This is a genomic window from Dehalococcoidia bacterium (assembly GCA_021295915.1).
Taxonomy (GTDB): Bacteria; Chloroflexota; Dehalococcoidia; order Lucifugimonadales; family UBA1123; genus VXRN01.
This window is the reverse complement of the sequence record JAGWBK010000040.1, coordinates 1-15,536: the sequence shown is the minus strand read 5'-3', so window position 1 is coordinate 15,536 and position 15,536 is coordinate 1. Positions and strand designations below refer to the sequence as shown.

Annotated in this window: 13 protein-coding genes and 1 pseudogene; 13 read left to right on the top strand and 1 reads right to left on the bottom strand. The window is 59.5% G+C overall.

The annotated features are described in order from the left end of the window. Positions 1-34 precede the first annotated feature (34 nt). The gene (locus J4G14_11255) at positions 35-772 is read right to left on the bottom strand and encodes a class I SAM-dependent methyltransferase (GenBank protein ID MCE2458372.1); all 738 of its coding nucleotides are present in this window, start codon (positions 770-772) and stop codon (positions 35-37) included. 209 nt (positions 773-981) lie between these two features. Here J4G14_11255 and J4G14_11250 point away from each other — a divergent pair, with 209 nt between their 5' ends. From J4G14_11250 to J4G14_11190, 13 genes and pseudogenes are all read left to right on the top strand, one after another. Next, positions 982-1,341 carry a hypothetical protein gene (locus tag J4G14_11250; GenBank protein ID MCE2458371.1) on the top strand — a complete coding sequence of 120 codons (360 nt, stop codon included), beginning with the start codon at positions 982-984 and terminating at the stop codon, positions 1,339-1,341. Then, positions 1,342-1,752 carry a type II toxin-antitoxin system VapC family toxin gene (locus tag J4G14_11245; protein ID MCE2458370.1) on the top strand — a complete coding sequence of 137 codons (411 nt, stop codon included), beginning with the start codon at positions 1,342-1,344 and terminating at the stop codon, positions 1,750-1,752. Between the two features lie 314 nt (positions 1,753-2,066). Beyond that, positions 2,067-2,654, top strand: coding sequence for a Uma2 family endonuclease (locus J4G14_11240; GenBank protein ID MCE2458369.1), 588 nt, complete (start codon positions 2,067-2,069; stop codon positions 2,652-2,654). Positions 2,655-3,037: 383 nt separating this feature from the next. Next, a complete protein-coding gene (locus tag J4G14_11235; GenBank protein ID MCE2458368.1) occupies positions 3,038-4,744 on the top strand; it encodes a CocE/NonD family hydrolase in 1,707 nt (568 codons plus the stop codon). Positions 4,745-5,029: 285 nt separating this feature from the next. Then, on the top strand, positions 5,030-6,154 hold the full coding sequence (locus J4G14_11230; protein MCE2458367.1) for a mandelate racemase/muconate lactonizing enzyme family protein: 1,125 nt from the start codon (positions 5,030-5,032) through the stop codon (positions 6,152-6,154). 232 nt (positions 6,155-6,386) lie between these two features. Further along, a complete protein-coding gene (locus J4G14_11225; GenBank protein ID MCE2458366.1) occupies positions 6,387-8,033 on the top strand; it encodes a molybdopterin-dependent oxidoreductase in 1,647 nt (548 codons plus the stop codon). A 204-nt stretch (positions 8,034-8,237) separates the two neighbouring features. After that, the gene (locus J4G14_11220; protein MCE2458365.1) at positions 8,238-9,659 is read left to right on the top strand and encodes an amidase; all 1,422 of its coding nucleotides are present in this window, start codon (positions 8,238-8,240) and stop codon (positions 9,657-9,659) included. A 233-nt stretch (positions 9,660-9,892) separates the two neighbouring features. After that, positions 9,893-10,684 carry an SDR family oxidoreductase gene (locus J4G14_11215; GenBank protein ID MCE2458364.1) on the top strand — a complete coding sequence of 264 codons (792 nt, stop codon included), beginning with the start codon at positions 9,893-9,895 and terminating at the stop codon, positions 10,682-10,684. Positions 10,685-10,757: 73 nt separating this feature from the next. Next, entirely contained in the window at positions 10,758-11,549 is a 792-nt protein-coding gene (locus tag J4G14_11210) for a glucose 1-dehydrogenase (GenBank protein MCE2458363.1), read from the top strand. Positions 11,550-12,060: 511 nt separating this feature from the next. Beyond that, on the top strand, positions 12,061-12,711 hold the full coding sequence (locus J4G14_11205; protein MCE2458362.1) for a hypothetical protein: 651 nt from the start codon (positions 12,061-12,063) through the stop codon (positions 12,709-12,711). Continuing rightward, positions 12,603-13,772 (top strand): annotated as a pseudogene (locus J4G14_11200) (hypothetical protein). Before J4G14_11205 ends, J4G14_11200 begins: the two are co-directional and overlap by 109 nt. A gap of 117 nt (positions 13,773-13,889) precedes the next feature. Further along, complete coding sequence (locus J4G14_11195; protein ID MCE2458361.1) at positions 13,890-14,813, top strand: ABC transporter permease; 924 nt, start codon at positions 13,890-13,892, stop codon at positions 14,811-14,813. A 74-nt stretch (positions 14,814-14,887) separates the two neighbouring features. Beyond that, positions 14,888-15,536: ABC transporter permease (locus J4G14_11190; GenBank protein MCE2458360.1), on the top strand; the 649-nt coding region annotated here is incomplete at its 3' end.

Below are 15,536 nucleotides of genomic sequence, written 5' to 3'. Positions count from 1 at the left end.
CAGGTGGGAGTCGTGCGTGTCGCCTGGTCAGGCTTCAGGAGTCGCACTTTTCGTAGATGGACACGTGCGATCGACTCTGTGACGAGAACGGCGAGCGGCTCCAGTCGGCCCACCTCTCCCGGAGGCGAAGTCCGGCCAGGCGCGCCATCAGGTCCATCTCCGACGGCCACACGTATCGCAGCCGTCCCGGATACATCTGGATTCCCTGTTCAGTCAGGGCAACGTGTCTGAAATCTATCAACTGGTTCATGGCGTCGTGGATGGACACGTTGAACCGGACCGACGACAGATCAGGGAGGTCGGCGCTCAGGTGTTGGCCTCCGTCATACATCGCAGGGTCAGGGACGAAGGCGTGGACCAGGAAGACTCCTGACTCGTCCAGGTGGGACGCGACGTTCTGGAAGCACCTGACCTGTTCTTCCTGCGACGTGAGCATGAAGAAGGTGTTGGAGATGACGAAGACCAGCGAGAACGTTCCCTCCACATCGACGTCCCCAAAGTCTCCGATGGTCACCGGTATGGCCTCGCCACCGTCCTTGGCGCGGATCTGATCGACCATTGCACTTGAGGAGTCTATTCCGTGGACCTCCACGCCTCGAGCCGCGAGGGGAAGCGCGTAAATCCCTGTGCCGACTCCAAGCTCCAGCGCCCTGCCGCCGGCTGCGAGCTCTTCCATGACGTCGACGCGTTCTTTGACGTCTGTTGTCCCGTAGAATCCATCGTAAACACTGGCGATGCGGTCGCCGTATGTGGCGGAGGTGTAGTCGTTCATGGTTGGGTCTCCTTTGGCGGGAGGGCAGTCTTGGTCTCTTTATGGTTATCGAAACCTTACCAAGTTTCTCCGCCCTCTTCTTTCCACACCGCCTATGGGACGGTTACACGTTAGCTCGTCACTTGGATGTGGGACTACTGCTAGTATATACAGGAGCAGGTGTGTAAGCTCCACATTTCCGCCTAACGATGGAGAAAAGGTGAAACAAGATGAGCTCTGTGCAACCGGTCCGATGGATGGTGAGCTTCCGGCATCCCGATGGCGGGTCAAGAGATGAGACTGACTTCCCACAGGTGGACTTTTGGCATCCTGACAGGGCTCGCGCCAGGGAGGAAGCTGCACGCGTGCTGATAGAGCTGAGGGAGGAGCGTAACGACACGCGGGATTGGGTTGCAGCAGGGCATCCCGATCCACGCGCAGTCGGCGCCGGACATCACCCCGGCGGTCAATGGATTCTTCGATACCAAGACTTGGGCCGCGAAGCCGCTGGCGACTGGCAGACTGCAACTGACGGTGAGGAGATGAAGCGGGTGTTGCACGAAGCCCGAGGTGCCGAATCCCGAGCATAGTTGCACTCACGACATGATGAACTATCTGGTGGAACAGATTGGGTCATCGACTACATGCACGGTCGTCAGCAAGTGGTCCAACGCTTTGATGAGTTGTCTTCCCAAGGCATTGGTCTGAGCTACATCTCCCTGGCAGAGACTTATGACGGCATGCTGGATGCTCCTGACAGACTGGAAGCTGAGCAGGGTTTGCAGAGCTTCCTTGACGAAATCGAAGAGATCCTGCCTATAAGCGATCCCATCTGCCGCGTCTTTGCCTCAGAACGCCGTCGGCTCAGGGCCTCTGGCAATCGACTGGAAGATTTCGATCTTCTGATTGGATCCACTGCGATACACCATGGCCTCACGCTACTCACCAATAACCGCCGACATTTCCAGAGAATGACGGGGTTGAACATCATTTCTGCATAGCGGGAAAGAGGTGGTGACAAGTGACTCGCATCCTGGACTGACGAGTGCGCTGGGTTCCGGCCTTCGCCGGAATGACGAGGGGTGTGGTGCTTACCATCTCGAAACAAAGTCCATTTCACCCTCACCCCAGCCCTCTCCCCCGTATCAGGTACGGGGCAGGCCCCGAGGGAGAGGGGTTGCGCAAAGGCCTCCTTCTGCGGGAGTGACGGAACGTGCAGAGTCGCACCCCTTGTGGTCTCTGACGAGTGGATTTCTGGACTGCAAAGGAGCGGAGATTTATCACCCCTGTGCTAGAATCGAGGCAGGAGGGGAGCATGACGACCAGACCTGTAGGCACAGCTTCCACCACTAATCTCGCCGATGTTTTCTACCCAGAATCGGACGGTATGCCTTTGCCTGACGGAGAGTTCCAAAGTCCCCTGTTCCGCGAGATCGTGGGTACACTTGAAACCCACTTCAACGACCGTCCTAATGTCCATGTCAACGGCAACACCTTCATATACTACGAGAAGGGCAACCCTCAACGCCTGGTTTCACCTGACTGCTACGTGGCCTTCGACATCAGCATGGAGTCGATAGAGAGAAATAACACTTACCTGATCTGGGAGGTGGGAAAACCGCCAGACTTCGTGCTGGAGATAGGCTCTCCAAGTACGGGGAGAACTGATCTTGTAGACAAGCGTGAACTGTACGCTGAACTGGAGATCGGGGAGTACTGGCTGTTCGATGCCACAGGTGGTGACTTCTACGGCGAGCCACTCGTGGGCGAGCGGTTGGTCGAGAGCTGGAGCGTGAATCTGACGGAATGGTGCGGGGGCACAGCCCTATGCTGGGGCTGGACCTGTGCTGGGACGATGGTCATCTGCGTTACTACGACCCTGAAGCAGAAAGGTGGCTGCTGAACCAGATGGAAGAGCGAGCCGCCAGAGAGTCTGCTGAATCTCGGGTTGATGCGGAGCGAGCCGCCAGGGAGTCTGCTGAAGTGCGACTGGCTGAGATGGAGGCCGAGTTGCGAAGGCTGCGGGACGAGTAGCAACCGAGGTTCGGATCGAGGGCACTGCACCGCGCTGCAGAGCTTGGCATCTCCAGGCTAAGGATCTCGCTTCCGACCTGGCCGACATCCTTTCAGACCAAGGCCGTGTCAGTTCATTTTATCCATGCGGGCGAGACGCCCGCGCTCCAAGGGGGCACTGGCAAAGTGCTGTAGGCCCTGTAAGTTCGGCGTCGCTGTTAAAGCTCCTTTCTGTCTGTATAATGTGCCTCATCGTTGCGGATGGAGGTTGTGATGGCTGACGGCACTGCGGTTCTCAATGGGGTCAAGATGATGCTTGGCGTGGACGTTCCGATGCGGGACGGGGTCGAGCTTTCCACTGACATCTACCTGCCCGAGGTGGACGGGTCTGCTCCTGCGATCCTGATACGGACTCCGTACAACAACAACGATGAAGGCATGGTGAAGGACTGCATGTACTTCGCCAGTCGCGGGTACGCGGCGGTCTGCCAGGACGTGCGCGGACGCTGGGACTCTCCGGGGGAGTGGTACCCATTCAGGCACGAGGCCGAGGACGGCTTCGACACACAGGAATGGATCGGCGCTCAGGAGTGGTGCGACGGCAACGTCGGGACTGCGGGTGGATCGTACGTCGCGATGGTGCAGTGGCAGGCCGCTCCGCTGCGCAGCAAGTACCTGAAGGCTATGGTGCCGAGGGTCGGCTACTCGAACTTCTACCACAACTGGGCGTACACCGGAGGCGCGTTCCAGCTCGCGTTCAACCTCCGCTGGATCGCGATCCAGATGCACACGCGCACCAACCAGGTGCAGTACCTGTGGCTCCCCGAGGGCAACCACATATCGAACCTGTTCTGGCACCTGCCGCTGAACACGATGGATGAGGCCGCCGGTCGCGACAACAGGTACTGGAAGGACTGGGTCGCTCATCCCGACTACGACGACTACTGGAAGGGCATGAGGCCGATCGAGGAGCGCTACAACGAGATCGACGTGCCGACGTACGGCATGGGCGGCTGGTTCGACGTGTTCCTCCAGGGCACGCTCAACAACTTCATGGGCGTGAAGAAGCACGGCATGGAGCCCGGCAAGAGCAACCAGAAGGTCGTCATCGGGCCGTGGATACACAGCCTGGGTGCCGCTGGAACAGAGACCGTCGACGTGGTCAAGTTCGACCTGATGAACGAGCACCTGCGCTGGTTCGACTACTGGCTCAAGGGCATCGACAACGGCGTCACGGACGAGCCGCCCGTCAGGGTCTTCGTCATGGGCGCTAACGAGTGGAAGGCGGCGTCCGACTGGCCCATCCCGGGCACTGCGTTCACTCGGCACTACCTGCATAGCAGAGGCAACGCCAACTCTATGTTCGGCGACGGTACGCTCGACAGGTCGGCGCCGGGCGCAGAGTCGCCGGACGAGTTCGTGTACGACCCGAACCACCCGGTGATGACCGTCGGCGGAAGCACCTGTTGCGGCGAGGAGCTGACGCCGGTGTCGATGGGTCCGCGAGACCAACAACAGGTCGAGTGGCGTCCTGACGTGCTCGTGTACACTACCCCACCGCTCGAGCAGGACGTCGAGGTGACCGGGCCGGTGAGCATGACGCTGTACGCGGCGTCGGACGCGCCCGACACCGACTTCACGGCGAAGCTGGTGGACGTCGCTCCGACAGACGTGGCGATCAACGTCGCGCAGGGGATTATCCGCGCGAGGTACCGGGACTCCTGGGAGGAGCCGACGCTGCTGGAGCCGGGTGAGGTCTACGAGTACAACATCGACCTGTGGTCGACGAGCAACCGGTTCCTGAAGGGGCACCGGATTCGTGTCGAGGTGTCGAGCAGCAACTTCCCACAGTTCGACCGCAACCCGAACACGGGTCACGAGTTCGGCGCGGACGACGAGACGAGGGTCGCGAATCAGACCGTGTATCACGATGCTGAGCGGCCATCACATATTACATTGCCGATAGTGCCGGTGGAGTAGATTCCCAAAGGAGGCGCTTCCAAAGTCCCTTCTCCTTGGGGAGAAGCTTAGGATGAGGGGGAGTCGTAATTACACCCTCACCTCGAGGGGGCTAGGATGGAGGGTGTGCGAGATTTTCGCCCTCACCCCAGCCCTCTCCCCCAGGGAGAGGGGGCCCTTGGGAGCCACGCTAGGATACACAGTCAAAGAAGAGATGATCGCAACCAACCCTGGATTGCCGAGCGGCGAGCCACTAAAGTGGGTTCCGGCCTTCGCCGGAATGAAGGTTTGAGGAGTTACACGTAAATGAAGATCACCGATATTCAGATCAACCTGCTTACACCGCCTGTGGATGCGCCGGCTTCGTTCGTTGGGAGACCGGGGAGGATGCTCGTTCGGGTCTTTACGGACGAGGGCATCACCGGTATCGCTGAGGGCTCGCGCGGGTACGGCGTGTTCAACGCGTACCTGGAAGACGTCATCAAGCCGCTGCTCATCGGTATGGACCCGCTTCAGCCTCGCAGGATATGGGAGCTGCTGATGCTCGGCGACGGCGAGCGCGCCACGAGGCTGCCCTCGCAGATCGTCGGATCCATAGACGTCGCCATCTGGGACATCATGGGCAAGGCGGCGGGTATGCCGCTACACAAGCTGCTCGGAGGCGCGGCGCGGACCGAGATCCCGCTGTACTGGAGCAGAGGCAGCGGCTGGCGCAAGTCGCCTGGAGAGATGCTCGAAGAGGTGCAGGAGGGCTACGAGAGAGGCTTCCGCGCGTTCAAGATTCGCATGGACTGGCGCGACTACAGGCAGGACGCCGACCCGGATAAGGACTTCGCGATCTTCAGGGCAGTCCGCGAGTGGCTGCCGGACGACGTGCCGCTCGGATTCGACGCCAACTGCGGCTACTCCGTGTCCACGGCGATCCTGCAGGGTCGCAAGATGGAAGAGGTGGGAGGACTTGCCCACTTCGAGGAGCCGCTGCCGCAGTACGACTTCCCCGGACTCAGGCAGGTGGTGGACGCGCTCGACGTCCCGATCTCGACCGGAGAGCAGGAGCTCTCCTCGTGGCGATTCAGGGACCTCATCGACCTGGGCAACCCCGACATCCTTCAGCCGGACATCCTGAACGTAGGCGGCGTGTCGGAGATCATGCGCGTGTACGAGATTGCCGTGGCGCGCAATAAGGTAATCATGCCGCACAGCCCGAACATCGGCGCGAACTCGCTGGCCAGCCTGCACGCGTACAGCACTGTGGGCAACGCGATCAGGCCGCACGAGTTCTCCGAGGAGTTCACGGGACCGTCGGAGCAGGTGGCCGAGCTGTTCGTCGACCCGATCATTCCTGAAGGCGGGACGATCACGCTGTCGGACCGACCGGGACTGGGCCTCGAGATAGACGAGAGCGCGCTTGCGAGGTGGACCGCGGACTAAGTGCGAAATTGGGACAGCGCACGAGCGAGCATCCGGTTATACTAAATTTACGTAACCATAAATGTGAAAGAAGGGGCAGGTAACCCAAATGCCGTTTCCGGGCGGCCTTGCCTGTAAGGATCATCCCTTCTGACTCTGGGTTCCCGCTTTCGCGGGAATGACGGTGAGGGTTACTGGAGAACCATCACTTTGCCACCCGTGTGCGGCGACATTAGAGGAAGGACTAGCTGCAATGAAACTGCGAACCCTCGGTTTTGGCGCATTGACCGGCGTCTTCCTCACGGCTCCGCTCATAGCCATCCTGTACCTCGTGGACAAGTGGATCGACCTGTCTTTCCCGCCGTTCGACACGTTCGACTGGGTAGCGCGCATACTGCCGGGCCCGATGGTGACGTTCGGCATCGACCTGATGGTCGACTCCCTGATGCTGGTGGGGCTGAGCGTCAAGGACTTCGCGAAGACCGCAGAGCAGATCATGGCGGTCATGATATTCCTGGGCGCCGGAGTCGTGGCGACGATCATCATCTTCGCGCTCGTGGAGAGGCGCATCTGGGGCGCCCGGCCTCAGCTTGGCGCGCTGGTCGGGCTGATCGTCGGCATACCTGTCGCACTCATCACGTTCAGCATCGGCCAGTCGTCCCTTGACCCGACCGTGAACTTCGTTTGGGTGCTGATCGCGTCGGTGGCCTGGGGAACAGCGTCGGCGCTGGTGGCCCAACGACTGATACCGGAGCGCCAGGTCTTCGTCTCCGAGGACGGAGAGCGGTCCGTCGAGGTACTTGGCAGACGCCAGTTCCTGGTGCGGATGGGAGTCGCGACCGCGACCCTCACAGTGGCCGGAGCTGGCATCGGGCGAGTCATGGCTGGCAACGAACAGCGAAGGCTGGAGGCCGAGCTCGTCGCAATGAAGCAGCGAGTCGCCGACAGTGCGGCAGCAGGCATAATCGAGCTTCCCAACGAAGACGATCCCCTGAAACCCGCCCTGGGCACCCGACCCGAGTACACCCAGGTCAGGGACCACTACAAGATATTCATCCGGTCTCAGCCTAGTATCATCGACGGCGACACCTACACGCTGCCGATCACGGGTTCCGTAGAGAACCCCATGTCGCTGACCATCGACGACATCCGAAACAGGTACGACCCGAAGAACGAGTTCGTCACTCTTGCCTGCATCTCGAACCGGGTGGGCGGAGACCTCATCAGCACGACCTACTGGACTGGCGCGAGCCTGCAGGACATCCTCGCGGACCTGAAGCCGCTGCCGAGCGCGACGCACCTGTTCATCGAGAGCGAAGACGGCTTCTTCGAGACCGTTGCCCTCGATCTGATAGCGTCTGACCCCAGGATCATGCTGGCCTACAACTGGGACGGACGTCCGATACCGTTCGACCACGGCTTCCCGCTGAGGATCTGGATCCCGGATCGCTATGGCATGAAGCAGCCGAAGTGGATAACCAGCATCGAGGTCATCGACCAGTACAAGCCCGGCTACTGGGTGGAGCGTGACTGGGATGAGGTCGCGCGTATGCACGCCACGGCGGTCATCGATACCGTGGCCATAGACGCGATTATCGAGGACGGAGACCAAAAGCTGATACCTGTCGGCGGAATCGCGCACGCGGGAGTCCGGGGTATCTCGAAGGTCGAAGTCCGGGTCGACGAAGACGGGCCGTGGCAAGAGGCGCAGCTCCGCAAGCCTCTCTCCGATGCGACGTGGGTGATCTGGCGGTACGACTGGCCCTTCGAAGAGGGTCGACACAACTTCGAGGTGCGAACCTACGAGGCCGACGGCACTCCACAGACCGAGGAGGTCAACCCGCCCAGGCCCAGCGGCGCGACCGGCCTGCACTCCAAGAACGCGACGATCGAGGCGTAGCCTCCCAGAGCCTATGTTAGTTTGGCAGACAGTGTTTTCACCCTCACCCTAACCCTCTCCCTGAGGGAGAGGGGACTTTAGATTCCGTATAGCTGCAGCCTCCCGGCAAGCTCTGTAAGCTATACTGCCCCTGACTCTGGATTGCCGAGCGGCGAGCCACTAAAGTGGGTTCCGGCCTTCGCCGGAATGACGAAGGGGTGGTCAATGACAGAACTTTTCGAACTCACTGCAAGAGAGGCGGTCGACAAGCTCAGGAGCGGGGCGGTTTCGACTTCGGAACTGATCGACGCGGCGCTCGGGCGCATTGAGCAAACCGACGGCGCTCTCAACGCGCTCCCAATCCTGTGCGCTGATCGGGCACGAGAGCACGCCGCCAGGCTGGAACACCCCGATCCCGCCGACGCGCCGCGCGGGTACCTGTACGGCCTGCCAATCGCGATCAAGGACATGAAGGACGTCGGGGGCGTGCTATGCACGCGTGGGTCGCCGATCTTCGCAGACCACGTGCCCGAGGAGTCCGACCTGCTCGTCACCATCCTGGAGTCGAGAGGTGGCGTGGTTCTGGCGAAGTCGAACACTCCCGAGTTCGCCGCCGGTGCGAACACGTTCAACGAGGTGTTCGGGAAGACCCGCAACCCGTGGAACACCGACATGACCTGCGGCGGCTCGTCCGGAGGCTCAGCGACCGCGCTGGCATCCGGACAGGTATGGCTGGCGTCGGGGAGCGACCTCGGAGGCAGCCTGCGTATTCCGGCGAGCTTCTGCTCGGTCATCGGACTCCGTCCGACGCCGGGTAGGGTCGCACACGGGCCGAGGTCGATGCCGTTCGGCACACTGGCGGTCGAAGGTCCGATGGGACGCACGGTTGGAGACACGGCGCTGATGCTGGACGCGCAGGCCGGAGCGTACCGCGAAGACCCTCTCAGCCTGCCCGCGCCTGAGAGGTCGTTCGTCGACTGGGTGGACAACCCGACGACGCCACGCCGAATCGGGTTCACGCCGGACCTGGGTCTGACTGCAGTCGACCCGGAGGTCGCCGAGATCTGCCGCAATGCCATGGCCCACTTCAGGGACATGGGCGCTGAGGTCGAAGACGCGAGCCCCGACATGGGCGACTCGGAGTGGATATTCCAGACTCTCAGAGGGGCGTCGTTCGTGGCGAACTACAGGACGCTGCTTGCCGAGCGCAGGTCGGAACTCAAGCCTGAGATGATCTGGAACATCGAGCACGGCCTGGGGCTGTCGCAGGACGACCTCGCGCGCGCCAAGCTGGAGCGCGGGGCGCTCATCAACCGCACCGCGGAGTTCTTCGGCAAGTACGACCTGCTCGCGTGCCCGGTGGTGCTCGCTCCGCCGTTCGACGTGAACATCCGATACCTGAGCGAAGTGAACGGCGTGGAGTTCGACACCTACATCAGCTGGCTGATCATGACGTTCGCGCTGACGCTGACGAGCGCTCCTGCGATCTCGGTGCCGTGTGGATTTACAGAGTCGGGGCTGCCTGTGGGTCTGCAGATCGTCGCCCCCTGGAAAGAGGAGGGCTACCTGCTCGGGGCGTCTGCGCTGTTCGAGGAGGCGGCTGGGCTGAGCAAGCTGGTGCCGATGGATCCGCGTACGGCTGTGTAGGGTCGGGTTTTAAACCCGACCCTACCGGCATCGGCAACGTGAGAAGATCGTTTGGCAGTGGCAGAATTGTGTAGTAGAAGGGCAGGTTTAAAACCTGCCCTTCTACCGTCCCCTAATCGAAGGTTGGCAATACGAGGGGCGGGTTTAAAACCCGCCCCTCTACAGGCATCGAAAGATTGCGTGTGGGTTCCCGCTTGCGCGGGAATGACGGGTAAGGAACAAGGAGAATTCACATGGCGCGCCTCGAGGGCAAGGTTGCGGTGATTACTGGGGCCACTGGTGGTATCGGCCGAGCGGCGGCGAAGCTGTTTGTGGATGAGGGGGCTCGGGTTGCGCTGGTCGACCTTGATGAGGCGGCGCTTCGGGAGGTTGCTGAGTCCATCGGTGAGGAGAGGGCCAGCTACACCGCGGCGGACGTGACTCAACCGAACGAGACACAGGCGTACATCAACGCGGCCGTCGATCGCTGGGGTGGCATCGACATACTCCTGGCCAACGCGGGAATCGAGGGAGAACTGGCTCCGATAACCGACTATCCAATCGACGTCTTCGACCGGGTTATGGCGGTCAATGTTCGCGGACCATGGCTCGGGGTCAAGTACGTGATGCCGGTGATGAGCCAGGACGGTGGCGGCAGCATCGTCATCACGTCCTCCGGCGCAGGCGTCAACGGAACGCCGGACATGTCGGCGTACGGCATCAGCAAGCATGCGGTCATCGGACTGATGCGCACCACCGCGCTGGAGGGGGCGCCGTTCGGTATTCGGGCCAACACCGTGAATCCGGCTCCAATCGAGACGCGCATGATGCGCTCCATAGAGAATATGCGCGTGGCATCCATGGACGACTCAGCAGTCACCGTCGATGTGGTGAAACAGTCCTCGGCGTCGCGCATCCCGCTGGAACGGTACGGGACTCCTGAGGAGGTAGCTCATCTTATGCTTTTCCTCGCCAGCGACGAAAGCAGCTACTGCACCGGCGGCGTCTACATGGTGGACGGAGGCAGGTCGGCAGGCAGCCGGTAGGTTTTTCTTCCCTGAGACAGCCTCAAGTGTGCAACAGATCAAGAACACTCGATGACAGTAAAGGAGATTCGATATGTCCCGTTTGGAGGGAAAGGTTGCGGTGATTACTGGGGCCGCCGGTGGTATCGGTCGGGCTGCGGCGAAGCTGTTTGTGGATGAGGGTGCGCGGGTGGCGCTGGTCGACCTCGATGAAGCTGCGCTCCGAGAGGTTGCTGGCTCCCTTGGCGAGGAGAGGGCCAGCTACACCGCGGCCGACGTGACTCAGCCGGACCAGACACAGGCGTACATCAACGCGGCCGTTGAGCGCTGGGGCGGAATCGACATCCTCCTGGCCAACGCAGGCATCGAGGGAGTCATGTCTCCCATAACCGAATACCCCATAGACGTCTTCGACCGGGTCATGGCGGTCAACGTGCGCGGCGTGTGGCTCGGGGTCAAGTACGCGATGCCGGTGATGAGCAGGGGCGGTGGTGGCAGCATCGTTGTCACGTCTTCCACAGCCGGAATCAACGGGACGCCGGAGATATCGGCATACGGCATCAGCAAGCACGCGGTCATTGGCCTAATGCGCGCTGCCGCGCTGGAAGGGGCAGAGATGGGCATACGGGTCAACACCGTCAACCCGGCGCCGATCGAGACCCGCATGATGCGCTCCATAGAGGAGATGCGTGCGGCGAGGATGGACGATTCAGCGGTAACCGCGGAAGAGGTGAAGCAGTCTACGCTTTCGCGGATGACGCTGGGGCGGTATGGAGAACCCGAGGAAGTCGCGCACCTGATGCTGTTCCTCGCCAGCGACGAAAGCAGCTACTGCACCGGCGGCGTCTACATGGTGGACGGGGGCAGGTCTGCGGGTGGGCGGTAAGTAGCCCACTAGTGCGAAAACATCAGCCGCTTTGCCTCTGAGCAGAGGCCTGAGCCTTCTATAAGGGCTGTTCTGAACGCAATACATTCAATGCCCTCAATCTTCTGCTGCGCGACGCGGAGAGCAGTAGGCCCACATCCGAAAGTCAGCTATCTGTTCGCGTTCGTCTATAGTCCTCATAACCTGAGGGACGAAGTCGTAACGTTTGATTGAATCGCGGAATCCTCCGTCGCCTTCCCCATTTCCCGCTCACAATCCGGCCAAAGGTGCCGTGCGTGATTGGAGAATGCCACCCAGGTCTAGCACTGGCTTTGTGAATTTCCCCACAAACTTGACACGACAGTCGAATAATTTAGAATCAGAGTTGGTGAAATTTATTTCTAGAATTTCTGTACACATTCAGTCTGAGGGCTGAGTGTGTAACGGATCACGAGGGACACATTCAGAGGCTAGTCAGGAGGTTTGTCTGACTATCGGAAATCAGCGGGAGAGGACATTGGGAGATTTCAAGATGAAACGGTTGGTGTGGTTAGTGCCGATTTCGATGGTTGTGATTGTTCTGATAGCTGCATGCGCTGGAGAAACGGTCGTCACTAAAGAGGTCATCAAAGAGGTGCCGGTTGAGGTCGAAAAAGAGGTCATCAAAGAGGTGCCGGTTGAGGTCGAGAAGGTAGTTGAGAAAGAGGTAGAGAAGATCGTCCAGGTGGAAGTGGAGAAGGTTGTGGAGGTGGAGAGAGAGGTTGTGAAGGGTGGCCAGTTGATCATTGGGATGCAACTCGAGCCGGACAACCTGGATCCTGCCGTGACTCCATGGGCTGTGTCGCACAGTGTGATGATGAACATCTATGACACCGTCGTGTATGAGAACCACGATGCCTCATTCCATCCTGGCATTGCGGAGTCCTGGGAAGTAGCTGAAGATGGCCTGAGCTACACATTCAATCTAAAGCAGGGAGTCACATTCCACGACGGCACACCCTTTAACGCTGATGCAGTGAAGTTCAACTTCGATCGCATCAGCGACCCGGAAACCAAGTCTGGCTTCGCGGTGACGCTGCTAGGGCCGTATGCCGGGAGACGGTCAATTTCGAGACGCCATTTGCTCCATTCCTTGATGGAGCCAGCCAGGCATTCCTCGGTATGGTATCGCCCACAGCGGTAGAAACGCATGGAGAGGATTTCGGGATAAACCCGGTTGGCACCGGTTTCATGAGATTCGAGAACTGGGTGCGTGGCGACCATATCGAGTTGGTCAGAAATGACGACTACAACTGGGCGCCACCAATTTGGGGGCACCAGGGGCCAGCCTACCTGGAAAGCGTAATAATCAAGATGATCCCCGAACAGGGCACACGCATGGCCACCCTTGAATCGGGTGAGACCAACTTCATAATGAGTGTTCCACCATCCGAGTTCGCAAGGCTGGCCGGAGATCCAAATTACCAGATCATCCTAGGCAATATGCCTGGGCTGCCAAGCGTGGTCATGATCAACACGAGCCTACCTCCAACTGACGACCTTGCGGTTCGGCAGGCACTGATGCATGCGTTGGATAGGGAGACCGTTCGTAAGATCGTCAATTTCGGCATCCCCGGGCCAACGGAGAATCCCCTGTCCACATATACTGCTGGCTACAACTACGACAACGAGGGCCTGTACCCGCACGACCCCGAAAAAGCCAAAGAACTGCTGGAGGGCGCGGGTTGGGCCATGGGTTCCAGTGGCTTCTACGAAAAGGACGGAAACACCCTCAAGCTGGTTACCGGTCACGTCGGGTCACAGAAGGACTCGCTGACTGTGATGCAGGCCCAAGCCAGAACAGTTGGCATCGACTGGGAGCTGAGCGAGTTGGCTTCTTCGACTTGGATCGACTCCGCAAAGGCGGGCAAGTTCAACGCGGCGGCCATAGGCTGGGTCTCCAGCGATCCAATCATCCTGGAGCAGTTCTACCACTCCAAGAACATCGACTCAGGTTTCAACTGGCCCCGGTATAACGATTCTCATATGGACGACATACTGGATCGGGCCTCGGGGTCGACTGATCCGGAAGAACGGGTCGAATTGTACAAAGAGGTCCAGAAGATAGCCATGGAAGAGGCAACGGTGTACCCGATCCATGACAACGTAGGGATCTCTGCCTCCGCATCAAATGTTGTGGGTATCAAGGCCGATATTCGAGGCTTCTACCACTGGCTCTACGATGCCTACGTCAAGGAAGAGTAGAGACATCCGGGGGGTTCCTGCCTAACCCCTTGTCACTCTAAGAGGTTTCGTGGACTAGCTATCGCCACACTCTAGTCCACGAAACCCACGTGTTCCCCCGCAGGAGATACGCGAACAGTGCAACGCTATGTGCTGACACGACTGGCGGTATTCCCGCTTGCATTGCTGATTATATCGGCAATCGTGTTCCTCATGTTGTACATGCTGCCAGGCGATCCCGCAGAGGCCCTTCTTGGACCTAACGTCGTGTCAGCAGACCAAGTCGAACAGCTCCGGGAACAGTTAGGGCTGAACGATCCTCTACATATTCAGTACGGGCGATTTCTTGGAGGTGCCCTTCGTGGGGATTTCGGCCGCTCACTACGAAGCAGGAGACCCGTTTTTGAAGAGCTACTGACCCAGTTGCCAGCCACCTTGGAGTTGACTTTCGGCGCTCTGGGCCTGGCTATCGCAATCGGTTTCCCGTTGGGTCTTCTGGCTGCCCTGAGACCGAACACATGGATAGATAGTCTAAGCATGTTGATTGCTGTAGCGGGGCTGGCGATGCCCAGTTTCTGGCTTTGCCTGCTTCTCATCTTCTTTTTCTCTGTGCATCTTGGGTGGTTTCCAGCTACGGGTCAGGGTGGATTGGAACGTCTGGTGCTGCCTGTATTTGCACTGGGATACTATGCAGCTTCTCTGATCGCTCGCCTGGTACGCTCAGCCACGTTGGAGGTATTGCGGCAAGACTACATTACGACCGCGCGCGCCAAAGGTCTGGCAGGTTCCGTGGTTATGTACCGGCATGTCATGAGGAATGCGCTTATTCCAGTGATCACTATCCTTGGCGTCCAGTTCGGATTCCTGCTGGGCGGAACTGTGATCGTTGAGACGATTTTCGGTAGGCCGGGCATTGGACGACTTCTGATCGATGGGATCCTGTACCAGGACTATCGCGTCGTGCAGGCGACTATAATTTTCATCGCCATGGGGTTCCTCACGACTAACCTGGTTGTGGACATCATCTACGGTCTCATCGATCCCCGCATAAGGTACGACTAGCAGGACATGTGTGGACCATGAGAGATGCTGAACAGACTCCTTCGACTCTGTCATCGGTTCAAAGTACGGGACTATTGTCGCAGTCTTGGTATCGACTTCGCAGGAACCACGGCGCCATAGTCGGCATGGCAATGCTTCTGGTTCTCGGAGTGATCGCTATCGCTGGCCCCTATATTGCCCCCCATGATCCCAACGTGATTGATCCAGACTTGGTCCTGAAGGCCCCCCACGGAGAGCGTCTACTGGGAGCAGACCAATTCGGACGCGACATCCTCAGCCGCATACTGCACGGGGCACGTCTCTCGCTGCAGCTGGGCATTACCACAATAGGAATTGCAGCTGCGGCTGGGACGATCATAGGACTATTCTCCGGATACAAGGGCGGCTGGAGTGACTTCCTCATCCAGCGCGCCACCGACTTGATGCTGATCTTCCCGTCTCTGTTGCTGGCGCTCTTTGTCGTCGCGGTAATGGGATCCAGCATTCGGAACCTCATGCTGGCTGTGGCGATAGCGTTTATTCCCATCTATATCAGGCTCGTTCGGGGGTCTGTACTCTCAGCCAAGGAGAATGTCTACGTTGACGCCGCTCGAGCCGCTGGGTGTACTGATGTTCGCATCATGCGGAAGCACATACTGCCGAATGTTTTCGCCCCGATCATCGTGTTGGCGACTCTCGGTGTTGGCGAGGCCATCGTGGTTGTAGCAGCCCTTGGCTTCCTAG